The organism is Nocardia sp. NPDC051911 (assembly GCF_040681035.1).
Taxonomy (GTDB): Bacteria; Actinomycetota; Actinomycetes; order Mycobacteriales; family Mycobacteriaceae; genus Nocardia; species Nocardia sichangensis.
Window position 1 is genome coordinate 1 of the sequence record NZ_JBFAXY010000030.1, and the last position, 25,645, is coordinate 25,645.

General features: G+C 69.0%; 19 protein-coding genes and 1 tRNA gene. 12 read left to right on the top strand and 8 right to left on the bottom strand.

The window, feature by feature from the left end:
• Nucleotides 1-542: 542 nt before the first annotated feature.
• Together AB0L97_RS29520 and AB0L97_RS29525 are read left to right on the top strand one after the other, a co-directional pair.
• A complete protein-coding gene (locus AB0L97_RS29520) occupies nt 543-1,562 on the top strand; it encodes an ArsA-related P-loop ATPase (RefSeq protein WP_355078737.1) in 1,020 nt (339 codons plus the stop codon).
• Nucleotides 1,559-2,698, top strand: a complete 1,140-nt coding sequence (locus tag AB0L97_RS29525) for an ArsA family ATPase (protein ID WP_355078679.1) — start codon at nt 1,559-1,561, stop codon at nt 2,696-2,698. The genes AB0L97_RS29520 and AB0L97_RS29525 overlap by 4 nt, the downstream gene beginning before the upstream one ends.
• A 95-nt stretch (nt 2,699-2,793) precedes the next feature.
• Here AB0L97_RS29525 and AB0L97_RS29530 read toward each other — a convergent pair whose 3' ends face one another.
• On the bottom strand, nt 2,794-3,117 hold the full coding sequence (locus AB0L97_RS29530) for a WhiB family transcriptional regulator (protein ID WP_014981178.1): 324 nt from the start codon (nt 3,115-3,117) through the stop codon (nt 2,794-2,796).
• Nucleotides 3,118-3,484: 367 nt separating this feature from the next.
• Here AB0L97_RS29530 and AB0L97_RS29535 point away from each other — a divergent pair, with 367 nt between their 5' ends.
• Nucleotides 3,485-5,851 carry a transglycosylase domain-containing protein gene (locus tag AB0L97_RS29535; protein ID WP_355078680.1) on the top strand — a complete coding sequence of 789 codons (2,367 nt, stop codon included), beginning with the start codon at nt 3,485-3,487 and terminating at the stop codon, nt 5,849-5,851.
• Between the two features lie 55 nt (nt 5,852-5,906).
• On the opposite strand, the gene AB0L97_RS29540 is transcribed toward AB0L97_RS29535, so the two are convergent.
• Entirely contained in the window at nt 5,907-6,371 is a 465-nt protein-coding gene (locus AB0L97_RS29540) for a GatB/YqeY domain-containing protein (RefSeq protein WP_355078681.1), read from the bottom strand.
• A gap of 133 nt (nt 6,372-6,504) precedes the next feature.
• Between AB0L97_RS29540 and AB0L97_RS29545 the strand changes: the two genes are divergently transcribed.
• The 4 genes from AB0L97_RS29545 (at nt 6,505) to AB0L97_RS29560 (ending at nt 10,073) form a co-directional block, all read left to right on the top strand.
• Nucleotides 6,505-7,467 carry a metallophosphoesterase gene (locus AB0L97_RS29545; protein ID WP_355078682.1) on the top strand — a complete coding sequence of 321 codons (963 nt, stop codon included), beginning with the start codon at nt 6,505-6,507 and terminating at the stop codon, nt 7,465-7,467.
• Nucleotides 7,468-8,399: 932 nt separating this feature from the next.
• A complete protein-coding gene (locus tag AB0L97_RS29550) occupies nt 8,400-9,071 on the top strand; it encodes a hypothetical protein (RefSeq protein ID WP_364435837.1) in 672 nt (223 codons plus the stop codon).
• 60 nt (nt 9,072-9,131) lie between these two features.
• A tRNA-Pro gene (locus AB0L97_RS29555) sits at nt 9,132-9,205 on the top strand.
• Between the two features lie 145 nt (nt 9,206-9,350).
• Nucleotides 9,351-10,073 (top strand): SDR family oxidoreductase, encoded by a 723-nt coding sequence (locus tag AB0L97_RS29560; RefSeq protein ID WP_364435840.1) that lies wholly within the window; start codon nt 9,351-9,353, stop codon nt 10,071-10,073.
• A gap of 54 nt (nt 10,074-10,127) precedes the next feature.
• Here AB0L97_RS29560 and AB0L97_RS29565 read toward each other — a convergent pair whose 3' ends face one another.
• Nucleotides 10,128-10,586, bottom strand: a complete 459-nt coding sequence (locus AB0L97_RS29565; RefSeq protein ID WP_355078685.1) for a hypothetical protein — start codon at nt 10,584-10,586, stop codon at nt 10,128-10,130.
• A gap of 192 nt (nt 10,587-10,778) precedes the next feature.
• Here AB0L97_RS29565 and AB0L97_RS29570 point away from each other — a divergent pair, with 192 nt between their 5' ends.
• From AB0L97_RS29570 to AB0L97_RS29585, 4 genes are all read left to right on the top strand, one after another.
• Nucleotides 10,779-11,486: a GntR family transcriptional regulator gene (locus tag AB0L97_RS29570; RefSeq protein ID WP_355078686.1), complete on the top strand. Its 708-nt coding sequence runs from the start codon at nt 10,779-10,781 to the stop codon at nt 11,484-11,486.
• Nucleotides 11,487-11,498: 12 nt separating this feature from the next.
• Nucleotides 11,499-15,110: an urea carboxylase gene (gene uca / locus AB0L97_RS29575; protein WP_364435845.1), complete on the top strand. Its 3,612-nt coding sequence runs from the start codon at nt 11,499-11,501 to the stop codon at nt 15,108-15,110.
• On the top strand, nt 15,111-16,832 hold the full coding sequence (gene atzF, locus AB0L97_RS29580; protein ID WP_364435848.1) for an allophanate hydrolase: 1,722 nt from the start codon (nt 15,111-15,113) through the stop codon (nt 16,830-16,832).
• Between the two features lie 163 nt (nt 16,833-16,995).
• Nucleotides 16,996-18,228 (top strand): FAD-dependent monooxygenase, encoded by a 1,233-nt coding sequence (locus AB0L97_RS29585; RefSeq protein ID WP_364435851.1) that lies wholly within the window; start codon nt 16,996-16,998, stop codon nt 18,226-18,228.
• Between the two features lie 55 nt (nt 18,229-18,283).
• On the opposite strand, the gene AB0L97_RS29590 is transcribed toward AB0L97_RS29585, so the two are convergent.
• The 5 genes from AB0L97_RS29590 to AB0L97_RS29610 form a co-directional block, all read right to left on the bottom strand.
• Complete coding sequence (locus AB0L97_RS29590; RefSeq protein ID WP_364435854.1) at nt 18,284-18,874, bottom strand: helix-turn-helix domain-containing protein; 591 nt, start codon at nt 18,872-18,874, stop codon at nt 18,284-18,286.
• A gap of 37 nt (nt 18,875-18,911) precedes the next feature.
• Nucleotides 18,912-20,138, bottom strand: coding sequence for a cytochrome P450 (locus AB0L97_RS29595; protein WP_364435857.1), 1,227 nt, complete (start codon nt 20,136-20,138; stop codon nt 18,912-18,914).
• Between the two features lie 725 nt (nt 20,139-20,863).
• Nucleotides 20,864-21,772 carry a class A beta-lactamase gene (gene bla, locus AB0L97_RS29600; protein ID WP_356963449.1) on the bottom strand — a complete coding sequence of 303 codons (909 nt, stop codon included), beginning with the start codon at nt 21,770-21,772 and terminating at the stop codon, nt 20,864-20,866.
• Between the two features lie 102 nt (nt 21,773-21,874).
• Nucleotides 21,875-23,344, bottom strand: a complete 1,470-nt coding sequence (locus AB0L97_RS29605) for a catalase (RefSeq protein WP_364435861.1) — start codon at nt 23,342-23,344, stop codon at nt 21,875-21,877.
• 63 nt (nt 23,345-23,407) lie between these two features.
• Nucleotides 23,408-23,833 carry a Fur family transcriptional regulator gene (locus AB0L97_RS29610; protein ID WP_364435864.1) on the bottom strand — a complete coding sequence of 142 codons (426 nt, stop codon included), beginning with the start codon at nt 23,831-23,833 and terminating at the stop codon, nt 23,408-23,410.
• Nucleotides 23,834-24,366: 533 nt separating this feature from the next.
• On the opposite strand from AB0L97_RS29610, the gene AB0L97_RS29615 reads away from it, so the two are divergent.
• On the top strand, nt 24,367-25,605 hold the full coding sequence (locus tag AB0L97_RS29615) for an APC family permease (protein WP_364435867.1): 1,239 nt from the start codon (nt 24,367-24,369) through the stop codon (nt 25,603-25,605).
• Nucleotides 25,606-25,645: the final 40 nt, after the last annotated feature.

Here is a 25,645-nt window from a genome sequence, read left to right on the forward strand (position 1 = left end):
CGTTTGCGCGACCGCCGCTGGCGACTTCGTCGCGGACGCGGCGGCCGCGCAAACGCGAGCCGGGCCGCGAACGGAACAGGCTCGGTCTCGCTTCGCTCGAAAGACGTGGTTGCGGTGCGCTGGGCGCGTGGGGAGTGGAGCCGCACTACCTCGGTTCGCGGTTGCGATCACCCCGGATTCGGGGTTGCGGTCTCCCGGGGTTTCGCAGTGGTTTTATGGACTGGCGGGGGCATTACTCGACCTCGCCATGGGCGCGGCGGCCGGGCGGTCCGAGGCGCACCGCGAATGAGTGGTCTGTCTCACCCGGCTCGGATGGGGTCGGCACGGTCGCCCGCAACCGGCGCCTGTGTCGGTTACGGGAGATCTGCCGGTTCGGCTACTGATTTCGTGTGGTTATCGGCGGCTCGCGGAGTGAGCCCGCAACTGGTTGCGGTGGCGGGGGCAGGGCTGGGAACCGCTTTTGGGTCAGCCCGTCTGGTACGGCCCGTGCCCCGCGGCGGCGAACCAGTTATAGGCTCGCGATCGTGGGAGTACCAACAGCAGTGCCGCTTTCGGAGGAGCCGGAAGTGGGCGCAAGGTGGCCGAAGCGCGCTGAACAGGCCCGCTTGCACTACGTCTCCGGCAAGGGAGGCACGGGCAAGTCGACGGTTGCCGGGGCGCTGGCCTTGGCGCTCGCCGCGGGCGGGCGCCGGGTGCTGTTGGTGGAGGTGGAGAGCAGACAATCGATCGCGCAGCTGTTCGATCTGCCGCCGCTGCCGCCGACCGAGACACGCATCGCCACCGCGGACGGCGGCGGCGAGGTGGTCGCGCTGGCGCTGGACATCGAGCACGCCTTCCTCGAATACCTGGACATGTTCTACAACCTCGGCTTCGCGGGCCGCGCGATGCGCAGGATGGGCGCCATCGAGTTCGTCACCACGATCGCGCCCGGTCTGCGGGACGTCATCCTGACCGGCAAGATCAAGGAGTGCGCGGTTCGCGTGGACAAGTCCGGCAAGCGGGTCTACGACGAGATCGTGGTCGACGCACCGCCCACCGGCCGGATCGCAGGCTTCCTCGACGTCACCAAGGCGATGGCCGAGGTGGCCAAGGGCGGGCCGATCGCCTCGCAGGCCGAGGGCGTCTCGCAGTTGCTGCATTCCGACCAGACCATGATCCATCTGGTCACGCTGCTGGAGGCGCTGCCGGTACAGGAAACCGCCGACGCCGTCGCCGAGCTCACCGCCGCGGACCTGCGCATCGGCACCGTCATCGTGAACCGGGCGACCGAGGGCCAGCTCCCGCCCGAGCTGCGCGCCCGCGCCGCGCAGGGCCACCTGGACGCCGACGCCGTCCGCGCGGGCCTCGACTCCGCGGGGATAAACCTCCCCGACAGCGACTTCCAGGGGCTGCTCACCGAAACGATCGAGCACTCCGCGACTCTGCAAGCACAGGACGACAGCGCCGAAGAACTGGCGAAGGTCGACATCTCCCGGCTCTACCTGCCCGCCCTGCCCGACGGAATGGACCTGGGCGGCCTGTACGAACTAGCCGAACACCTCACCGCACAGGGAGTCCGATGAGCATGCCGACCCATCCCCCGGCTGCCCCGCTGAATATTTCGCGGATCATCGCCGACCCGTCCGCGCGCGTGGTGGTCTGCTGCGGTTCCGGCGGCGTCGGCAAGACGACCACCGCCGCCGCTATCGCCCTGCGCGCCGCCGAAGAGGGGCGCAAGGTCGTGGTGCTCACCATCGACCCCGCGCGCAGGCTTGCGCAGTCACTGGGCGTCGCCGACCTCGGCAACAACCCGCAGCGGGTGGCCCTGGGGCCGGAGGCCAAGGGCGAGCTGCACGCGATGATGCTCAACATGCGTCGCACGTTCGACGACATGGTGCTCGAGCACACCAGCGGAGAGAAAGCGGAGCAGATCTTCGCCAACCCCTTCTATCAGACGGTCGCCTCCTCCTTCGGCGGCACACAGGAATACATGGCGATGGAGAAGCTGGGTCAACTGGCCCATCGCGGCGAGTGGGACCTGATCGTGGTCGACACCCCACCGTCGCGCAACGCCCTCGACTTCCTGGACGCCCCCAAGCGACTGGGCAACTTCCTCAACGGCCGGATGATCCGGGTGATCATGGCTCCCGGCCGTGGCGTGACCCGGCTCGTGACCGGCGCGATGAGCCTGGCGGTGCGCGGCGTGTCGACCGTCGTCGGAGGACAGATGCTCAAGGACGCGTCGAACTTCCTGCAATCCTTGGAGTCGTTGTTCGGCGGCTTCCAGGAGCGGGCCGAGCGCACCTTCGCGATGCTGTCGAAGCCGGGCACGCATTTCCTCGTGGTTGCGGCGCCGGAACCGGACGCGCTGCGAGAGGCCTCGTTCTTCGTCGACCGCCTCTCCACCGAGCGCATGCCGCTGGCGGGTCTGGTGCTCAACCGCACCCATCCCGTGCTGAGCTCGCTGTCGGCCGATCACGCGCTCACCGCCGCCGACCAGGTGGCGGACTCCGATCCGCTCACCGCGGCGGTGTTGCGGGTGCACGCCCGCCGGGTCGCCACCGACAAACGGGAACAGCATTTGCTGCACCGCTTCACCGGCGCGCATCCGCGGGTGCCGATCGTGTCGGTCACCGCGCTTCCGTTCGAGGTGTCCGATCTCGACGCGCTGCGCGTCGTCGGCGATCAGCTCACCGGCACGGCCCGCGCGACCGCCTGATACTTAGGCGTATCCGCTATTGCTCCGAACGGAAATAACAGTCCTGAAACGAAACTGAGCCCGCTTCCGCGGGCTCTGTTTCGATTTCGCCGGGGCTACATCGCCACTTGATGCTGGCGCTGGGCCTGGAAGAAATCGGCCCACGAGGTCACTTCCGGATGTTGCTTCAACAGGGCGCGACGCTGCCGTTCCGTCATGCCGCCCCACACACCGAACTCGACGCGATTGTCCAGCGCGTCGGCACCACACTGCATGAGCACTGGACAGTGCCTGCAGATCGTCGCCGCTTTGCGCTGCGCCGCGCCGCGGACGAACAACTGATCGGGGTCCACTTCCTTGCATCGGGCCTGGGCTACCCAGGCGATCCTTGCTTCGGCCTGCTCCACGTCCAATCGAGCGATGGGGGTTGTCATGTGCATTTGGTGTGCCCCTTTGCAGTCCGAACACCGGGTCAACGGCGCTCCAGAATCGCGTTGTCACCGCGCAGCACCCAAACCCCGCTGCGAAGTGCACCACATTCCACTTTGAGTGTTAGCTCTATCACACTGGGTTCTCAATCTAGGTAAAGGTATGGCGCTTGCGCAAGACCACCTCGAGATTTTTTGGTACGTCCGTCCCTGCAAAGCCCTGCGCGCACTGGACGGGCAGGCAGATTGCGTTCGCGCCCTCCCGCGACACGCCGCGCACGATCACGCGACACGCCCATTCCGGTTCGTGAACAACCAGTTCCGCGCTCCGGACAAATGCCGCCAAGAACGCCGGAATGGCAACCCGTAGTCTTGATTCGTGCCGATCACACATACGCTCGCGCGGCTGGCCGGTAGCTGCGTGCTGGCCTCCGTGCTCGTCGCCGGGTTGTTGTTCCCGCTCGCCGGCGGCTTCGGGTTCGTCTCCAACCGTGCCGCCGACGCTGTCGACAACGTCTCCTCGGAGCTGGTCGAGGGAACGGTGCCCGCGGTCTCGACCATGGTCGACGCGGCGGGCAATCCGATCGCCTGGCTGTATGAGCAGCGCCGCTTCGAGGTGCCCAGCGACCGGATCTCCAACGACATGAAACTGGCGATCGTGTCCATCGAGGACCGCCGCTTCGCCGAGCACGAGGGCGTCGACTGGCAGGGCACGCTACGCGCGTTCCTCACCAACTCCGCCAGTGGCGAGGTCCAGCAGGGCGCCTCGACGCTGGACCAGCAGTATGTGAAGAACTTCCAGCTGCTGGTGGTCGCCAAGACCGACGCCGAGCGCCGCGCCGCCATCGAGACCACTCCGGCCCGCAAGATCCGGGAGATCCGGATGGCGCTGACGCTGGACCGTCAGCTGACCAAGGACGAGATCCTCACCAGGTACCTCAACCTCGTCCCGTTCGGGAACTCGTCCTACGGCATCCAGGACGCGGCGAAGACCTACTTCGGCGTGGACGCGGCCGAACTGAACGTCTCCCAGGCCGCGATGCTCGCCGGCATGGTGCAGAGTTCGTCCAAACTGAACCCCTACACCAACCCGGACGGCGTGCTGGCCAGGCGCAACACGGTGCTGGACACCATGATCCAGAACATTCCCAGCCGCGCCGAGGAGTTCCGCGAGGCGAAGACCAAGCCGCTGGGCGTGCTGCCCGAACCCAAGGGCCTGCCGCGCGGCTGCATCGCGGCCAACGACCGCGGCTTCTTCTGCGACTACGCGCTGGAGTACCTGGCCAACGCCGGGATCAGCCGCGAACAGATCGAGAAGGGCGGCTACCTGATCAAGACCACCCTCGATCCGGCCGTGCAGGACTCGGTGAAACGAGCGGTGACCGACGCGGCGAACCCGAACCTGGACAACATCGCGGAAGTCATGTCGGTGGTCGGCCCCGGGCACGACACGCACCCCGTGATCGCGATGGCCAGCAGCCGCACCTACGGCCTGAACCGAGACGCGAACGAGACCGTGCAGCCGCAGCCGTACTCGATGGTCGGCGACGGCGCGGGCTCGATCTTCAAGATCTTCACCACCGCCGCGGCCATGGAGAAGGGTCTCGGCATCGACGCCCAGCTCGACGTGCCAGGGCGGTTCGAGGCCAAGGGGATGGGTAACGGCGGCGCGCGCGGGTGCCCGGCCGCCACCTACTGCGTCGAGAACGCGGGCAAGTACAAGTCGCCCATGTCGGTGACCGAAGCGCTGGCGACGTCGCCGAACACCGCGTTCGTCAAGCTGATCCAGGCCGTGGGCGTCACCCCGACCGTCGACATGGCGGTCCGGCTCGGCATGCGCTCGTTCACCGAAGCGGGCACCTCCGGCCACGGCAACCAGAGCCTGGCCGACATGATCAAGGAACAGAACCTCGGCTCGTTCACCCTGGGACCGGTCGCGATCAATCCGCTGGAGCTGTCCAACGTCGCCGCGACGCTGGGGTCCGGCGGCCGCTGGTGCCCGCCGAACCCGATCAAGGAGGTCGTCGACCGTCAGGGCAAGCAGGTACCGCTGACCCAGCAGGCCTGTGAGCAGGTCGTCGAGCCGGGCCTGGCCAACACCTTGGCCAACGCCATGAGCAAGGACGACATCTCCGGCACGGCGGCGGGCGCGGCCCAGTCGGTGGGCTGGAACTTCCCGATGTCGGGCAAGACCGGTACCACCGAAAGCCACCGTTCCTCGGCCTTCCTCGGCTTCACGAACGCTCTGGCCGCCGCGGTCTACGCCTACGGTGACAGCCCGACCCCGGGTGAGATCTGCTCGTTCCCGCTGCGCAACTGCGGCGACGGCAACCTGTTCGGCGGTAACGAACCCGCGCGCACCTGGTTCAACGCCATCAAGCCGGTGATACCGCTGTTCCCGCCGCCCGGGTTGCCCCCGTTGGACAACAAGTACGTGCGTGGCGCGAACAACGCGCAGGTACCCGATGTCGTCGGCATGACCCAGGGCGAGGCCACCTCGGCGCTGGTCGCCGCGGGCTTCCAGGTGTCGCCGGTGACCGGGGCGGGCGATCGGCCCAAGGGCACCGTCATGGGCACCGCGCCCAACGGGTCGGCGATCCCCGGCTCGGTGATCACGCTGTACATCAGCGACGGCACCGTCCGGGCGGCGCCGCCGCCGGGGCCGCCCGCACCGCCGCCGGGCATCCCCGGGCTGCCCGTGCCGCGGCTGCCACCGATCCCCATCCCGATCCCGATCCCGCGCTGAGCAAGCGAAAGGGGCCGCGAACCTCACGGTTCGCGGCCCCTTTCGCGTCGCCGTCCTACAGCCGCGCTTTCACCGCGGCCGAGATGCGCGAGCCGTCGGCCTTGCCCGCGGCGAGCCCGGTGGCGATTTTCATGACCTGCCCCATCTGCCGCATGCCGGGACGCTCCCCGATCTCCTCGGCGACCTGCGCGATCGCGGTGTCGGCGAGATCGGCGACCTCGGCCTCGGTCAACTGGGTCGGCAGGTACTCCTCGATGATCTGCGCCTCGGCGCGCTCGTTCGCCGCCAGTTCGCCGCGCCCGGCCTGCGTGTAGACCTCGGCGGATTCGTTGCGCTTCTTCGACTCCTTCTGCAGCACGGAGACGACCTCGGCGTCGGTGAGTTCACGGGCCGCCGAGCCGGCGACCTCGGCGTTCTGAATCGCCGACAGCAGCATCCGCAACGTGGAAAGGCGCAGCGTGTCCTTGGCTTTCATCGCGGCGGTGAGATCCGTCCGCAGCTGCGATTTGAGTTCCGACATGCCGCTCACGGTAGCCGCTGGGACGCGGCGGTCCCACTACATTTGCCGCGCGGCCCGATTTCCCGCCGGAAAAACGGGCGCCTGTGCGGAAACACACTCGGCGCTCCTGAGCGAGGTCACCTATGCTGGGCAAATGCCCGTGATCTCGACCTCTGCTGTACGCACGACCGCGCTGGGAGCCGCCGGGGCCGCGGTGGCCGGAATCGGCTACGCCTCGCTGGTCGAACGCAACGCCTTCGTCCTACGGGAGGCGACCATGCCCGTGCTGGCGCCGGGGTCGTCGTCGCTGCGGGTGCTCCACCTCAGTGACCTGCACATGATGCCGGGACAGAAGCTCAAGCAGCAGTGGCTACGGGAGCTGGATCGGCTGGAGCCCGACCTGGTGATCAACACCGGCGACAACCTCTCGCATCAGAAGTCGGTGCCCGCGGTAGTTCAGGCCCTCGGCGGATTGCTTTCCCGCCCGGGCCTTTTCGTTTTCGGCAGCAACGACTACTTCGCGCCGGTGGCGAAGAACCCGCTGAAGTACTTCAAGAAGGACCACCGCCGCACCTACGGCGCTCCGTTGCCGTGGAAAGACCTGCGTGCGGCTTTCACCGAGCGCGGTTGGCTCGATCTGACGCACGTGCGCCGCGATCTCGAAGTGGCAGGCATCCGCATCGCCACCGCCGGTGTGGACGACCCGCACTTGCAGCGCGACCGGTACGACACTGTCGCGGGGGCCCCGAATCCCTTGGCCGACCTGCGGCTCGGCCTCACCCACTCCCCTGAGCCCCGAGTGCTGGACCGTTTCGCCGAGGACGGGTACGACCTGGTGCTCGCCGGGCACACCCATGGCGGCCAGTTGTGCCTGCCCGGCTACGGCGCCCTGGTCACCAACTGCGGGATCGACCGGTCCCGGGTGAAGGGTCCGTCGAAGTGGGGGGAGCACACCCAGTTGCACGTCTCCGCGGGTGTCGGCACCTCACCGTGGGCGCCGTACCGGTTCTGCTGCCGCCCGGAGGCGACCCTGTTGACGCTGGTGGCCGCGCCGCCGAAGCGGCCGGGCGCCGACACGGGCCAGGGAGTGTCGGCATCGGAGGCCGTCGCCCGCTAATGTCCCCTGCCGAGACGTGTGGCAGGTAGGGGACAACTGTGAGTGGATTCGACGACCGGCGCGACCCGACGACTCCGGGACGGCCCGCCGGGCCGCCGACTCCTCGGCAACAGCCCTACCCCCCATTACGTTCCGTTCCCGCCTCGGCGGACGGTAGCGACGCTCGACCGCCGCACAGCGGAGCACATCCCGGCGGAACCGACGACTCTGGACGCCCCGCCGGCACGCCTTGGCAGCGCGGCGCTCGGTCGTCCGGCCTGATCCCGGGGCAGCCGCATTCGGGCCCAGCCGAGAACGGCGCGACGCCTCAGTGGTGGCAGCCCGACCCGGCCGCGCAGTGGCAGCCGTACCAAGAGCCCGCACCCACACTCCAGTGGCAGCCGGGCGGGCAGAGCGATCCCGCACCGGCTCGGCCGCAGGGCACGCAGGACGACCCGACCTTGCTCGCTCCGTCGTCGGGTGGCCCCGCGCAACCCGGACCGTCGGGCCACAACGATCCCACCATGCAGGCCCCGTCGCTCGGGCAGACGCCCTCCGGGCAGTGGCCGCCACAGGGCGGTCCCGGCCCCGGTACAGGCGGGCGCAACGATCCGACCATGCTCGGCCAACCGCTCGGCGCGCTCGACCCCTTCGGCCGCGGGGGGCCGGGTCCCGCGCCGGGCTCCAGCGATTCGGCACCGACCTTGCTCGGCTATCCGAGCGCCGATCGATTCGGCCAACCGGCACCGGCCCCACAGTGGCAACCGGGCGGCGGGCCCGGGCAATACGGCACGGCACCGGATGGCCGATATCACCCGGGCTATGGTCCACAGGCCGGAGGGCCGCCACCGAACCGTCCGAGCGGGAGCGGCCGAGGGAAGGTCCTTCTGTCGGTTGGCCTGGCGGTGCTGCTGGTAGCCGGTCTCGTTGCCGGTGCAGTGGCCCTCACCCGCATGAAGACGAACGATCCCGCCGAGGGCGCCGCGCCATCGATGGTGAACGCGCTCAACACCACCACAGCGAGCGCGCCCGCCCGGACCACGACCAGATCGGCCCCGACGACGACCGCGCGAGGTTCCGGCGACAAGACTCCGGTCGTCCCCGGCTATCAGGTGGTCCGAGCACCCGACAGCGGCGCCGCCTACGACGTGCCCGCCGACTGGACGGTGGCGCCGCAGGGCACCATCGGCGGCTTCGGCGAGCCACCGAACGCCGTCGCGGGGAAGGGCTTGGCCAGCGAGGGCAAGGGCTACTGCCCGGGCTCGACCCGGACCGTAGCTTTCCTGACCGGCTCGAACACCTCAGACCCCGGGAAGGCGGCCACCGAACTCGGCACCAGGACCGCCACGCTCGCCTACACCGGGACCCAGGGCGGCACACCCGGCCTGCCCATGCCGCTGGCGTCGCTGGACGGATCACAGCACGGCATGTTCGTGGAGACCAAGGGCACCGTCTCCGACGCCAAGCCCGGCTGCGCGAAGGCGTACTCCGTCTACACCGCCGCGTTCCCCAACGATCAGGGCAACTTCGTCATGGTGATCGCCGCCGACACGGGCGTCCCGCACGCGCTCGACGCCGAGACCGCCAAGAAGATCTTCACCAGCATCCGCCCCCTCGCAGGGTGACTGACCTGCCGGTTTAACGTCTCGGGCACCCCTGTTGTAAGCTACTCCAGGTTCGCTTCACGGGGTGTGGCGCAGCTTGGTAGCGCGCTTCGTTCGGGACGAAGAGGTCGCAGGTTCAAATCCTGTCACCCCGACTCGTGGTTGAGACGACGGGAAGGCCCCTGACCGGTTCACGGTCGGGGGCCTTCTCCGTTGTGCGGCCCTTTGTAGGTTGGTCCGCTCGCATGCGGGAATATCATCGCTGAAACCGAATTCCCGCAATCGACGAAAGGTCGGCAGATGAGCAAGCCCGTCGACAGCGTGCCCGCGGACAGACCGCTGTCCGGGAAGACCGCCCTGGTCACGGCGGCCTACACCGGAATCGGCAGGTCGATCGCGAAAACTCTTGCCGCGCAAGGCGCTCAGGTCGTGGTGCAGCATCCGCACTTCCCCGAGCCCGCCGCGGACGTCGTCAAGGAGATCACCGAGGCGGGCGGCGCGGCGCTGGCACTCGCGGCGGATATCGCCGATCGCGACGAATACGAGGAGCTGGTGCAGGCGCTGCTCGAGGATTGCGGCGGCTGGCACGTGCTGGTCAACACCGCGGCGGTGCCGGAATCCGAGCCGTTCCCGAAGCTCAGCTCGGAGGCGTTCGACAGCAATTTCGCGGCCACGGTGAAGGGCGTCTTCCACGGCCTGCAACTGGCGTTGCAGCACTTGGCCGACGAAGGCCGGGTCATCACCGTCTGCGATCCCGCCGACCCGGGCGGCGCGGTGCACGAAGCGGTGCGCGGCGCGGTCGAGCAGCTCGGCCAGGCGGTGGCCCCGGACTTCGGGTCCCGGCGGATCACCGTCAATACGGTCAGCTACGGCGCCGGGACGACCGACAACGCGGAACTCGAGACCGCCCTCGCCGCGATGCGGCCGACCGAGCCGGGCGCGGTGGTCGCCTATCTGGCCGGTAACGCGGCGAGCACGGTGAACGCACAGATCATCCGGCTCGACGGCACGGGCGGCCGGTAGCAGGCGCGGTTGCGGCCGACGCGCCTGCGGTCAGCGAGCGCGCCGGCCGGACGCTCAGGCGGTGACCGTACCGCCGTAGGAACTGAATCCCCGGCCCAGTGCCTGGCAGGTGAAGCTGCCGTGGAAGCCGACCTGGCACGACGCTCCGGCGTGCTCGATGATCGGACCCCACTGGCCCGAGCCGGTTTTCACGTCGTTGATGCTGGGGTTGCCACCCGGCAGCGTGTACGGCGTGGCCGGGTCGAAGGTGGGATGCGCGGGCAGCCAGGCCTGGTCGATCACGATCTCGTTCACCGTCACCGGTACCGGGATGTAGGTGCCGCCGACGTAGTAGCTCATGTGCTGGGGATAGCCGAAATCACATCCGACGGAGCCGTCCGCGAAGATCGCGCAGTTCGTGCTGCCCGCCGAGAAGTAGACCGTGCCCGGATCGGCTTGGGCGTTGCCGGCCGCCACAAGGGTCGCCATCGCCGCGGCGGCGAGGGCTCCGGCGATCTTCGTGCTGCGCTTCATACCTTCTCCTTGATGCTTCGCTGTTGGACAACCGACTCGATGAGACTGTCGGGGCTGCCCGGGATTTCGTTTCGCTCCGAGTACCCCGGACGGCGGCCGAACATTGCTCCGACCGGCGCGGTGAGCAGACGCTAACGCGGCGATAACTTACGGTCACTCCATCGAAACGCGAGGTCAATAGCGTATACAGCCATGTCGACACGGATAGCGACACTGGCCGACGCGGCGGGCAAACCCCTGCGCGACGTGGTGTACGAGAAGCTGCGCAGCGAACTCATGAACGGGGACATCAAGTTCGGCGAACGTCTCACCGAGCCGAAACTCTCCACCCGCTTCGGCATCTCGCGCACGCCGATCCGCGAAGCGCTGACCGTCCTGTGCTCGGACGGACTACTCCAACGCGAAGAATACGGATTCAGTCCGGTCCGGCCGAGCATCCCGCTGATCCGCGACCTGTACGAGCTGCGAATCACGCTGGAGCTGGGCGGTCTCCAGCGCGCGATGACCAATCCCGCGGTCACGCACGATCGGGCGCTGCTGGAGGCCGAGCGCGCCGCCTGGCTGGAACTGCGCGCCGACCCTCCGGCCCAGGAGCCCGGCTTCGTGGTGCGTGACGAGGAATTCCACGTCACGCTGCTGACCGCCGCGGGCAACACCGAGATGGTGCGCGCGCTCAAAGCGGTGAATTCCCGCATCCGGCACGTACGCATGTACGACTTCATGGTCAACAACCGGATCGAGACCACCATCGCTGAGCACCTCGGAATCCTGGATGCCGTTCTGGCGGAGGACCTTTCGCTCGCGTATCGGCTGCTGCACACGCACATCGGTGAATCGCTGGACGTCGTGCTCGAGCGGGTCACCCGCGCGATCGCGGCGATGTCGCTGGCTACGGAATAGCAGGGAGCGGTAGTGAGTCTGGAATTCGATACGGTACTCGTCGCCAATCGCGGCGAGATCGCATGCCGCATCATGCGCACAGCCCGGGAACTCGGGCTGAAGACGGTGGCCGTGTACTCCGATGCCGATGTCGGCGCCGCGCACGTCGAAATGGCCGATGTCGCCGTGCACCTGGGTCCGGGACCGGCCGCGCAGTCCTACCTGCGTGCCGATTCGGTGGTCGAGGCGGCACTGGCGACCGGAGCGGGGGCCATTCATCCCGGCTACGGATTTCTCTCGGAAAATGCCGATTTCGCCGCCGAGGTGGAGAAAGCGGGCATCGCGTTCGTCGGACCGACCCCACAGCAACTGCGCGTCTTCGGTGACAAGCACACCGCACGCACCGCCGCACGCGCGGTGGGCGTGCCGCTCATCCCGGGCAGCGACCTGCTCGAATCGGCCGAACACGCGGTGGCGGAAGCGGAGCGGATCGGTTTCCCCGTGATGCTGAAGGCGGTCGGCGGCGGTGGCGGCATCGGTATGCAGGCTTGCTTCGGCCCGGACAAGGTGCGCGCGGCCTACGAGCGGGTGCAGCGCATCGCCGCGGCGAACTTCGGTTCGGCGGGCGTCTTCCTGGAGCGTTTCGTCGCGCGCGCCAGGCACGTCGAGGTGCAGCTGTTCGGCGACGGCAGCGGCCGCGTTGTCAGCCTCGGCACCAGGGACTGCTCGCTACAACGCCGCAACCAGAAGGTGATCGAGGAGGCGCCCGCGCCGGGACTCACCGCGGAATTGTCCGAGCACCTGCTCGCCGCGTCGCGGGAACTGGCCCGCTCGGTCGGGTACCGCTCGGCCGGGACGGTGGAGTTCGTCTACGACACCGACAGCGGCGCCGCGTCGTTCCTGGAGATGAACACTCGCCTTCAGGTCGAACACCCGGTCACCGAGGCGGTCACCGGCGTCGACTTGGTCGAGTGGATGCTGCGCCTGGCCGGCGGCGACACCGCGATGGTGGACGAGCAGCCCGAGAGCGGACCGGCGATCACCGGCCATGCGGTGGAGGCGCGGGTCTACGCGGAAGATCCCGGCCACGATTACCGTCCGAGCGCGGGCCTGGTCACGGCCGCGCACTTCCCGGACGACGTCCGGGTCGACACGTGGGTCGGCACCGGTTCGGAGGTCAGTTCGTATTACGACCCGCTGCTGGCCAAGGTGATCAGCGCGGGCGAGAGCCGAGCCGACGCCTTCGCCGCGCTGCGCACCGCGCTCGGCGCGACCCGCGTCTACGGTGTGCAGACGAATCTGCCGCAACTGCGCCAGGCCGCGGCCGACGGCCGGGTCCTGCGCACCGAGCACACCACGACCACGCTGGCCGAGATCCGCCCGGTCGGCCGCCGCATCGACGTGCTGCGCGGCGGAACGATGACCACGGTGCAGGACCATCCGGGCCGGATCGGCTTGTGGGAGGTCGGCATTCCGCCGTCCGGTCCGATGGACGACCTCTCCTTCACCCTCGCCAACACAGCGGTCGGCAACCCGGTCGGCGTCCCCGCGCTCGAATGCACCTTGCAGGGACCGCAATTGCGCTTCTCCGACACCACGGTCGTGTGCGTGACCGGTGCGCAGGCTCCGGTGACGGTGGACGGCCGCCCGGTGGCCATGTGGGAGCCGGTCACCGTGGCCGCGGGCGCGGTGCTGGACATCGGCGCACCGGCCGACACCGGCCTGCGCACCTATCTGGCGGTACGCGGCGGCATCGACGCGCCGCTCTATCATGGCAGCGCGTCCACCTTCACCCTCGGCGGATTCGGAGGTGTGACCGGTAAGGCGGTGGCCACCGGCGACGTGCTCGGAATCGCCCCGGCGCCCGCCGACACGCTCGGCGCGCCGGCCGCGGTACCGCCGGGTGACCGGCCCGAGTTCACCCACGAGTGGCAGCTCGCGGTCGGTGTCGGTCCGCAGACATCGCCCGCGTACTTCACCGACGCCGACATGACCCAGTTCTGCACGCACCCATGGCGGGTCGGCAGCCACGCCAACCGCACCGGCATCCGGCTGGAGGGCCCGAAACCGGCCTGGTCGCGCACCGACGGCGGTGAGGCCGGGCTGCACCCGTCCAATCTGCACGACAACCCCTACAGCGTGGGCGCGTTGAACGTCTCCGGCGACACGCCCATCCTGCTCGGTCCCGACGGCCCGAGCCTCGGCGGCTTCGCCTGTCCGCTCACCGTGGTGTCCGCGCATCGCTGGCGGATGGGCCAGTTGCGTCCCGGCGACTCGGTGCGGTTCGTGCCGGTCGACGACGACAAGGCGGCCGCGTTGCGCGCGTCCAACGGCAGCCGCGTGCCGGATCTGGTCACCGATACCCGCGCCGCCCTGCGTGATCGCGGCGTACTCGGCAGTGTCGAGGCGTCGCAGGACCGCCCGCGCGTGCGCTATCTGCGCGGCGGGGACGACAACGTGTTGGTCGAATACGGGGAGATGGTCCTCGATCTGGGGCTGCGCATGCGGGTGCACGCACTGGCCGAAGCTCTCGCGGCCGTGCGGCTGCCCGGCATTCTCGACGTGACTCCGGGCGTCCGGTCGCTGCACGTCCACTTCGACCCGGAGGTGCTGCCGCAGCATCGGTTGCTCGGGACGTTGGCCGAACTCGAACTCGACCTGCCCGCCACGACCGACCTGGTGGTGCCGAGCCGCACCATCCGGCTGCCGCTGTCGTTCGACGATCCCTCCATCGCCGAAGCGATCGACCGCTACCGCAGCGGCGTGCGCGACGCCGCGCCCTGGCTGCCGTCGAACATCGAGTTCATCCGCCGCATCAACGGGCTCGACAGCGTGGACGATGTGCGCGCCACCGTCTTCGACGCCGAGTATCTGGTGCTCGGCCTCGGAGACGTGTATCTCGGTGCGCCGCTGGCGGTTCCGCTCGATCCGCGGCACCGCCTGGTCACCACCAAGTACAACCCGGCGCGCACCTGGACTCCCTCCGACGCGGTCGGCATCGGCGGCAAGTACCTGTGCGTCTACGGCATGGCATCACCGGGCGGTTACCAGCTGATCGGCCGCACCGTGCCGATCTGGTCCAGCTACCGGCAGTCCGCGCCGTTCGAACCGGGCACGCCCTGGCTGTTCCGGTTCTTCGATCGCATCGTCTGGGAACCCGTCGGCGCGGAGCAGTTGCTCGAACACCGTGCCGCGGCCGAGGCGGGCAGATTCGACGCCGAGGTCAGTGAGGGCAGTTTCGCGCTCGCCGACCATCTGCGGCTGCTGCGCACGGAGGCCGATTCGATCGCCGAGTTCGAGACCAGGCAGGCCGCCGCGTTCGAGGCGGAGAAGGAAGCCTGGCGGGCGGCGGGTGAGTTCGAACGCGGCACCGTCGCGCCCGTCGCCGCGCCGATCGAAGACCCGTTGGCCGGGCTGCCCGCCGACGCGACGGTGGTGTCCGCGCCGATGATCGGCAATGTGTGGCGCGTGGAAGTCCAGCCGGGGCAGCGCGTCACGGCCGATGCGCCGGTTGCCGTCCTGGAGGCGATGAAGCTCGAACTACCTGTGCACAGCCCGAGCGCGGGCACCGTGCTGAAGGTATTGACCGCGCCCGGCGCCAAGGTGGAGCCGGGCACGCCCCTAGTAGTGATCGGAGTCGACTGAATGCCCGTTCCAGGCAACACGGCAGCCGACCCCGTCGAACGCGTCGCGGCCGCCTATCGGCGGATCGTCGAGGTCGATCGGCCGGAGGTGTGGATCACCCTGCGACCGGAGCGCGAGGTCGCCGCCGAAGCGGCCGCCCTTGCGCGACGGCTCGCCGCCGGAGAGATCTTGCCGCTGGCGGGAGTCCTGGTGGCGGTGAAGGACAACATCGATGTGGCGGGGCTGCCGACCACCGCGGCCTGCCCCGAGTTCGCCTACCAGCCGGAGGTGACCGCGGCGGCGATCGAGCGGTTGCTCGCGGCCGGGGCGCTGGTGCTGGGCAAGACGAATCTGGACCAGTTCGCCACCGGGCTGGTCGGGACGCGCAGCCCGTACGGCGCGGTGCGCAACGCTTTCGATCCGGAGTTGGTGTCGGGCGGGTCGAGTTCCGGTTCCGCGGTGGCGGTCGCGCTCGGCATCGCGGATATCGGAATCGGCACCGACACCGCCGGATCCGGCCGCGTGCCCGCCGCACTGCACGGGATCGTCGGCATCAAAGCCACGCTGGGCGTGATCCCGGCGCACGGGACCGTGCCTGCCTGCGCGGACTACGACGCCGTGACGGTCTTCGCCGCCGACCTCGCCTCGGCGGTGGCCGCGGCGGCGGTGATGGCGGGCCCGGAGCCGCGTGACTCGCGCAGCCGAAGCTGGCCCGCCGACGTCCGGTTGGCCGCCCCGCTCGCGCCGCGCATCGCCGTGCCGCGCCCCGAGGACCTGGCCGCGCTCAGCGAGCCATATCGGGAAGCGTTCGCGCGCACCGTCGCCGCTGTCGGCGAAACCGGTGCGAAGACCGAGGAGATCGACATCTCCGCCCTGCTCGACGCCGCGCTGTTGCTCTACGACGGCGCGCTCGTCGCCGAACGCTATGCCGCGGTGGGCGCGTTCCTGGACACCGCCCCCGCGGGCGCCGATCCCACGGTCGCCGCCATCATCGGCGCGGCGCGGCACAAGACCGGTTCCGCGTTCGCCGCCGACCTCGACACCCTCGCCCGCGCCAAGGCGGCGGCCGCCGAACTCCTGCACGGCTTCGACGCACTGCTGTTGCCGACGACCACCGAGCACCCGAGCATCGCGGCGGTGCGGGCCGATCCGATCGGCATCAATCGGCGAATGGGCACGTACACCAACTTCTGCAACCTGCTGGACATGGCCGCCGTCGCCGTCCCCGGCGCCCCTACCGCCGAGGGCGCGCCGTTCGGCGTCATGCTGGTCACTCCCGCCTTCGCCGATCAGGTGGCCGTCGATCTCGCCGCCCGTCTGGTCGGTCTCGACAGCGCGCCGCTGTTCGTCGATCGCGGTGTCGACCTGGCCGTCTTCGGCGCGCACCTGCGCGGGCAGCCGCTGCACTGGCAGCTCGAGCAACTGGGCGCCCGCTTCCTCGGCGACATCCGGACCACCGACGCCTACCGCCTGACCGCACTGGACACCACGCCGCCCAAGCCGGGCTTGGTGCGACACGGACCGGGCCGCGGCGCTCCGATCGAAGGGGAATTGTTCCGCGTCTCCCCGGCGGGGCTGGGTGGCTTCCTCGCCGATTTGCCGGCTCCCATGGCGCTGACCAGCATCGAACTCGCCGATGGCCGCGACGTCGTCGGGTTCGCCTGTACCTACGACGCCGCGAGCGCCGCAACCGACATCACCCACCACGCGAGCTGGCGCGGATACCTCCGACACCGCGCCTAGCTCCTGCGATCCACCAGTGGCCCATGGCCGCGAGAACTCCTCGCCGCCATGGGCCTTTCTCATTCGGGGCCGTTTAGACATTTGTACTAGACATTCGTGCAAGTGCTGTGTTAGACATATGTCTAAGACATTTGGACAAACCCCATGGGAGTCGAGGAAAGTCATGAGCGCCAAGTCCGTAAGCAGCCAGCTCCGCGTGCTCGTCGCCGGCGGCGGCATCGGCGGCAATGCCGTCGCGCTGCAACTGCTCCGGTCCGGCATCCGGGCCACCGTGGTGGAGCGCGCCGCGGCGCCGCGACCGGGCGGGCAGGCCGTCGACCTGCGCGGACCCAGCCGCGAGGTGGCCGAGCGGATGGGCATGATGCCCGGCATCCGCGATTATCAGCTCGACGAGCGCGGCATGAAGTACGTCGACGACGCGGGCCGCGAAATCCTCCGCATGCCCGCCGAACTCTTCGACGGCAAGGGCGCCGTCGCCGAAATCGAGATCACCCGCGGGGACCTCAACCAGGTGCTGCTCGACCTGCTCGACGCCGAAGGCGGCGTCGACTACCGCTACGGCGAGTGGATCACCGACATCCGGCAGGACGACGCGGGCGTCGACGTGACCTTCGCTTCCGGCGCGGCCGGGCGATTCGACATCGTGATCGGCGCGGATGGGCTGCACTCCGCTACCCGCGGAATGGTGTTCGGCCCCGAGGAGCAGTTCGCGACGTACCTGGGCGGATACATGTCGTTCTTCACGCTGCCGCGACCGGAAGACCTGGAACCGCACTGGTTCACGATGCATTCGATGGTCGGAGCCACCGGCTTGGGCATGCGCCCCGACGCCGACCCGGCCACCTGCAAAGCGCTCGTCGTGATCCGCGCGGCGGCGGATCCCGCGCTGCGCCGGGACGTCCCGGCACAGCAGCAGTTCATCCGCGAGCGCCTGGCCGGCGGCGGCTGGGAGTCCGCTCGCATCGCGGCGGCGATGACCGATGCGCCGGACTTCTACTTCGACGAGCTGGCCCGCATCGACATGCCGAGCTGGGTCCAGGGCCGGGTGGTCCTGCTCGGCGACGCCGGGTACTGCGGTTCCCCGCTCACCGGGCAGGGCACCGCGATGGCACTGGTGGGCGCGTACGTGCTCGCCGGTGAACTCGCCGCGCACGCCGACAACCCCGGACAGGGCCTGGCCCGCTACGAGAAGGTCCTGCGCCCCTTCGTGAAGACGGCCCAGCAGTTGCAGCCGGGCGGCTTGAACGCGATGACGCCCAAGTCGCGCTTCGGTATCCGCGCGGGCCACACCCTCAGCAAACTGATGCTGTCGAAGGCGATGCGACCGGTCATGATGCGGATGCTGAGCAAGACCGAGACCTACGACCTGCCCGACTACTCGGCAGCGACCGTCTGAACCCGTGTCCCGCGCTTCGACCGGAGTCCCGTAGGGCTCCGGTCGACGACCGGCGTCAGTTGATCACGGTCCGGTCGTCGAGCAGGAACGGCAGCACGAAGGTGCGCAACATCGCCCGTTCCTCGTCTTCTCCCGCGCCGGGCAGCGTCAGCAACGACACCATCGCGCGCACCACCCACCGGCCGACGCGCTCGGCCGCGAGCGGGGGCAACCCAGGACGGAATCCGGCGACGAAATCCGTGGCGAGCGCGTCGACCACACCCGGCGAATTGGCCAGCTGGGCCACGATTCCCGCGTTGGACGGTTCGAACCAGACCGCCAGATGCGGCGTCTTGCGCACCTCGGCCAACAGTGCGGTCAACGTGTCGAGCAGTTGCTCCCCCGGCTCCGCGCTCGCCGACTCCGCCCGGTCCCGCCAGACCCGCTCGACCAGCTGCCGCGCCTCCCGGCCCGCGAACGCCACGTAGAGCGCCTGCCGATTCTCGAAATAGCGATACAGCGTCGCCCTGGAACAGCCCGCGGCGTCGGCGACTTCGGCCATGCCGACCCCGCTGACGCCCTTGTCGATGAACAGCGCGCGCACCGCGTCGAGAATGCGCTCACCGGCCAGTTCGGCGCGACCGTCGGCCAGCCAATCGCCACTCATGCCGTGTCCCTTCCGGCGCGAACGAGGTCTTCCGTGGTCACGCCCCGCACCGGAACGGCACAGTAGTCGGCCTGCGGACGTACGGACCGCTCGCGTACTCGACCGCGTCGACGTCGACGGCGTACTCCGGGAAGCGATCGAGCAACTCTTCGAGCGCGACACGGGCTTGCATCCGCGCGGCCGCCGCGCCGAGACAGTGATGCGGCCCGTGCCCGAAGGTGAGGATGCGCTGCGGATTCCGGTCGATATCCAGCTCGGCGGCGTCGGCGCCGAACGCCCGCTCGTCCCGGTTGGCCGACCCGAACACCAGTAACACCTTCCGCCCCGCGGGCACCGTCTTCCCGGCCAGTTCCACATCGCGCGTCGCGGTCCGCGCCAACCCTTGCACCGGTGCGGTGAGCCGGGCGAACTCCTCCACCGCGACGCGAATGCGATCGGGTTCCGCGGCGAGCGCCGCGCGCTGGTCCGGGTGCTGTTGCAGTAGTTGCACGGCGCCGCCGAGCAGGCCCGTGGTGGTGTCGTTGCCGCCCGCGACCATGGTCCAGGTGTAGGCGAGGATCTGGATCAACCCGCGCACGTCCGTGTCGTCGGCCGCCCTTCCCGCCTGGACCAGCAGGGACACGGTGTCGTCGCCGGGGTCGGTGCGCCTGCGTTCGATCAGCTCGGCGAAGTAGCCCATCATCTCCGCCGATGCCGCCTGCGCCTTGGTGTTCGTCCGGTCGATGCTGCCCGCGACGACGGCATCGGTCCAGCCGTCGAACCTCGCCCGGTCCTGTTCCGGCACCCCGAGGTAATACGCCACCACCATGCTCGGCAGCGGCTTGAACAATTGCTCGACGATGTCCCCGCCGCCCTGGGCCGCGATGGCATCGAGCCGGTCGCGCACGAAGCGGCGGACCACCGGCTCCACCTCCTCGACCTGGCGTGGGGTGAATCCGCGAGCGACCAGTTTGCGGAAGTCGGTGTGCTGCGGCGGGTCCTGCATCACCAGCGGAGGGTTGTCGGTCAGGCCGAGTTCGTCGAGTTCGCCGTATTCCACCGTCAGCCCGTCGCGGGAGGAGAACGTGTCGCTGTCCCGCGCCGCCGCGTAGACGTGCTCGTGCCGGGTGAGCACCCAGTAGTCGTTCTCCGGTCGCGCGGCCGGTACGACGTGCTGCACCGGATCGTGCTCACGCAGTGCCGCGTACATCTCCCACGGCGAGGCCCAAGTAGGACCGGAACGAAGTTCGAAAACCGGAGCCGTCCGATACGCAACATCCGCCATGTATCGACCGTAAGACAAATTAAGCAACCTGTCTAGAACTGGTTTCAGGTCGACCGGCCGGTCACCATTCACGACCAGCCCAGCCGCGCCTGCCTCGCGTCGGGCCCGGCGCCGCACACTCGTGGGTTACCTTCGGCAGCGGCAACACCGTCTCGTTGCCGGTCAGCTCCAGGAAGAGCCAGCGCGAGCGACCGCTCCGCGTCCCGCGTCCGCCGGGCCGGCCACCCCTCGTAGACCGGCCCGGCGGACACCACCCCCGAGTCCCGACCTGTCACCCCTCGAGACAGGTCGTTCCTCGGTTCGCACCTGCGGTGCTGGGTATGTCCCTCCCGCGAGACAAAGAATGCAGGGGCGGGCTTGGCGCGCACTTAAGAACACCTTGCAAGATCGAAATCGCAGATGAGCGGGTTGACCGAGCGGTGACCCCGCTAGCGCCTATCGCCCGGCCCCGGATCGCGGGATGATGGTCATAAGTGCGCCAAGAAGATTGGGAGCGACGATGGAAACCGTGGTGGTCTGGATTCTGGCGACCCTGCTCTACTGGTGGGGCCTGCTGTAGCTGACCGGAGCCTGGCCGCCCGATCCGGCCAGGTCTACTACAAGTCGTCGTAATCTTCGTCCTCCGGACGCCACCGAGTTCGTCCTCGACGAGCCGAGGTGCCGCCACGGTCCCCGTCCCCGGCCTCGCTATCGGCGTCCGCTTCGGCCGACACACCCGGCGAGTGTCACCGGAGCCGGTCTACGGCCACCTTCGTCACTTCCGCCAGCAGGTCGTTGTTCACCTCGGCGTCCTCGGCCGGTTTGCGGCTCATGATCGCGATCACGATCGGCGCCCGCCCGCCTTCGGGCCAGACGATCGCGACGTCGTTGGCGGAACCGTAGGAGCCGGTGCCCGTCTTGTCGCCGGTGACCCACTCGGCGGGCAACCCCGCCCGGATGCGCTTGCCACCCGTCGTGTTCGCCTTCAGCCAGACGGCCAACTGGTCGCGTTCCCGGGCGCCGAGCGCGTCGCCCAACGCCAAGACGCGGTAGTCCGCGGCCAGTGCGGCCGGAGTGGTGGTGTCGCGCTCGTCACCGGGGATCGCGGTGTTGAGTTCGGTCTCCCAGCGGTCGAGCCTGCTGGTCGGATCACCGAGCGTGCGAAGAAACGCCGTGAGCCCCGCCGGGCCGCCGATCTCACGCAGCAACAGGTTGCCCGCGGTGTTGTCGCTGCGGGTGATCGCGGCCTCGGCCACGCGCGCCAGCGTCATCCCGTCGGCCAGTTCGGCGCTGGTCACCGGCGAGTTGTCGACCAGATCAGCCTCGTGGAAGCGGATCACTTGATCGAAGTATCCCGTGTCGAGCGGATGCGCTCGCAGCACCGCGGCCGCCGCGAGCGTCTTGAAGGTGGACAGGAACGGGAAACGCTCGTCGGCGCGGTGGGTCACCGTCCTGCCGGTGCCGGTGTCTACCGCGAACAGCCCGATCTGCGCCCCGTACCGAGCCTCCAGATCCGCCACGCGCGCGTTCGCGGCGGGACCGGCCTCGACGCTCGTCGTGATCGGCTGCGTCGCATCGGTTTCGGCACCGCAACCGGCCAGCAGCGCCAATGCGGCGGCCAGCGCCACCCGGTAGTCGCGTGTCAGCCGAGACATGTCTTCACTCTGACATCCGAGCACCCACCGGGCAAACAGGATCGGCCGGACACGCCGAAGGCAGGTGCGCGACGCCACACACCTGCCTTCGATGCGGATTTCTCAGCTCTGCGAGCCGTCGAGCCCCGCGCGCACGCCCTCTTCGACACGCTTGCCGAGATCGGCGTCCACGTTCTTCCAGTACTGGAAGACCCGGCTCAGCACCGGCTCCCGGACACCGCCGAGTACGTGGCCGACGATGTTGTCCACCAACCGCTTCCGCTGCGCGTCATCGAGTACCTCGCGCACGAGAATGCCCGCCTGGGTGAAATCGCCGTCCTCGGCATGCTGGAGGTAACCGGCTCGCACGATGGCCGGATCGAAGTCCCAGATGCCGTCGTCCTGAGACCTTTCCGGGTCGGCGTGCGGTCCACCGAACGAATTCGGTGCGTACACCGGCACATTCGGTTCGTTGTAGTAGTACCGCATGGCGCCCTCCTTGGAATAGGAGTTCACCTCCGCCGCCCTTGCCTGGTTCGGCGGCAGCTGCGCGTAGTTCGTGCCGATGCGGTAGCGGTGCGCGTCCGCGTAGGCGAAGACGCGGCCGAGCAGCATCTTGTCCGGCGAGAAGCCGATGCCGGGAACGACATTCGAGGGCTCGAACGCGGCCTGCTCGATGTCGACGAAGTAGTTGCGCGGGTTGCGGTTCAGCGTCCACTTGCCGACCTCGATCAGGGGGTAGTCCTTGTGCGACCACACCTTGGTCAGGTCGAACGGGTTGAACCGGTAGCCCGCGGCCTCCGCCACCGGCATGACCTGCACGTAGACCGTCCAGCTCGGGTAGTCGCCGCGCTCGATCGCCTCCCACAGGTCCTTGCGGTGGTAATCGGCGTCCTCCCCCGCGATCCGGTCGGCGTCGGCCTGGGTCAGGAACTCGATGCCTTGGTCGGTCTTGAAGTGGTATTTGACCCAGAAACGCTCGCCCGCGGCGTTGATCCACTGGTAGGTGTGCGAACCGTAGCCGTTCATGTGCCGATAGCTCTTCGGGATGCCGCGATCGCCCATCAACCAGGTCACCTGGTGCGCGGTCTCCGGACGCAGGGTCCAGAAATCCCACTGCATATTGTGGTCGCGAAGCCCGTTACCGGGCAGGCGCTTCTGCGAGCGGATGAAGTCGGGGAACTTGATCGGGTCCTTGATGAAGAAGATCGGCGTGTTATTGCCGACGAGGTCGTAGTTGCCGTCCTCGGTGTAGAACTTCACCGCGAATCCGCGCGGATCACGCCAGGTGTCCGGGCTGCCCTGCTCACCGGCCACAGTGGAGAACCGCGCGAGCGACTCGGTGCGCGCACCGGGCTGGAACAGCTTCGCCTTGGTGTATCGGCTGACGTCGTTGGTCACGACCAGCTCACCGTATGCGCCCGAGCCCTTCGCGTGCACGATGCGTTCCGGCACCCGTTCGCGGTTGAACTGGGCCAGCTTCTCGATGAGGTAGTGGTCGTGCAGCAGGATCGGGCCCTGCGCGCCCGCGGTGAGCGATTCGTCGTCGCTTTGGACCGGGATGCCGGTGTTCGTGGTTGTCGGTTCGGTCACAGGAGACTCCTCGGCTGGTGAACATCGTTTCCCGGGATGGGACCGACCCGGGTGTATGGACCGCTACTCGGAACGGCAGGACGGGCACCGTCCCCAGAAGACGACCTCGGCTTCATCGACCACGAATCCGTGCGCGTCCGAAGGGGCCAGGCATGGGGCTCGGCCCACGGCGCAGTCGACATCCACGACCGCACCGCAGCTGCGGCACACCAGATGGTGGTGGTTGTCGCCGATGCGGGTCTCGTACAGCGCGGACGAACCCGCGGGCTCGATCCGCCGCAGGATTCCGGCGCGCACGCAAGCGTGCAACACGTCGTAGACAGCCTGAGTGGATACCGAGCCGAGCTTTTGCCGGACGGTGGCGGCTACCGCGTCGGCATCCGAATGCGGGCGTGCCGCGACCGCGTCCAGTACCGCGAGCCGCGGGGCGGTGACCCGCAAACCCGCTGCTCGCAACCACTCGCGGGGAGCAGTGCCGTTGGTGTGCATACTTCGATTCTGGCCACTTTCTGGAATCAGTCAAGAAAAGCGATTGGAATCACTCCAGGAAATTCCTCCACAACGGGTCGCACCGCGCGGCACACCACATCGACGCATCGAGTGGCGAGCGTCACAAAATTCTCCCGGAATAGCTTCCGCGAGTGCGTGGTTGAACCCCCTGTCGGCGTCCGGACAGCCCCGGGCCGCACCCTTTGTCGCTTCGAGCGACCACCCGCCGAGAGGCGCTTGTGGGGCGTCGACACCCACCGTCGGCGTCCGGACAGCCCCGGGCCGCACCCTTTGTCGCTACGAGCGACCACCCGCCGAGAGGCGCTTGTGGGGCGTCGACGGTTACAGACACCAGCACGGTGTCCCAGCCCACAGCGCCGCCAGGTCATTCCGACCTGGCGGCGCTGTCGCTTCCAGCGGTCTCCACCCCACGAGTGGGACCTGGTTGTGCGGGCTTCTCGCGTTCTGCCGCGACCATGTGCCACTCGCAGCGTCGCGCTGCGAGGGCGGGGGTGGTGGGGGAGGATGCGGTGATGGCGTCGCGAGATGGGGTTTTGCGTCGACGGCTCGGGCTCGCCGATTCGGTGGTCATCGGGCTGGGGGCGATGGTGGGTGCGGGGATATTCGCGGCGCTCGCGCCTGCGGCCGCGTCGGCTGGGAGTTGGTTGCTGGTGGCGCTCGCGGTGGCGGCGGTGCTGGCGTATTGCAACGCGACGTCGTCCGCGCGGCTGGCGGCGCGATACCCCGTTTCCGGCGGCACCTATGTGTATGGGCGGGAGCGGCTCGGACCGTTCTGGGGATATCTCGCGGGGTGGGGGTTCGTCGTAGGGAAGACGGCCTCTTGTGCGGCGATGGCGCTGACGGTCGGTAGCTATGCCTGGCCCGAGCGGGCGCACGCCGTGGCGGTGGGCGCGGTGGTGGCGATCACCGCGATCAATTACACGGGCGTGCAGAAGTCGGCGTTCGCGACTCGGGTGCTCGTCGCGGTAGTGCTCGCGGTGCTCGCCGTGGTGGTCGTGATCGGGCTGTTCGGAACGCATTCGGCGGCAACTGCCTTGCCCGGCCGGGTCGGTCCGCGCGACGTGCTCACGGCGGCGGGACTGCTGTTCTTCGCGTTCGCTGGGTACGCACGCATCGCCACGCTCGGTGAGGAGGTGCGCGAACCGCAACGCACCATCCCCCGCGCCATCATGATCGCGCTCGCACTCGCGCTCGCGGTCTACACGCTGGTCGCGGTCGCGACGCTGAGCGTGCTCGGCTCCGCCGGACTAGCCGAGGCGGCCGACCCGCTGGCGCGAATGGTCAGCGCGGCGGGCGTTCCCGCTGCCGCGCCGGTGGTGCGAATCGGCGCGGTGCTCGCGGCGGCCGGATCGCTGCTCGCCCTGATCCTCGGCGTATCCCGCACGATGCTGGCCATGGCGCGGGACCGCTATCTGCCGGGGGCGCTCGCCGCCGTGCATCCGCGGTTCGGGGTGCCGCACCGCGCCGAACTGGTGGTCGGCGCGATCGTCGCCGTGGTCGCCGCGCTCTTCGATGTACGCGCGGCCATCGGGTTCTCCTCGTTCACGGTGCTCTTCTACTACTTGATCGCCAACCTCTCCGCCGCCACACTGACCGTCGAGGAGAATCGGCCGCCCCGGTGGATTCCCGTGGTCGGCGCGGTGGGGTGCGTCGTCGTCGGATTCGCGCTGCCCCTCGGCTCCGTTCTCTCCGGGCTCGGCGCGCTCCTCGTCGGCGCGGCGCTGTATGTGTCGGGCAAGCGCTACCGCTGAAGATCGGGCCGTCCACCGAGCCGCTCGACTGGCCCACCGA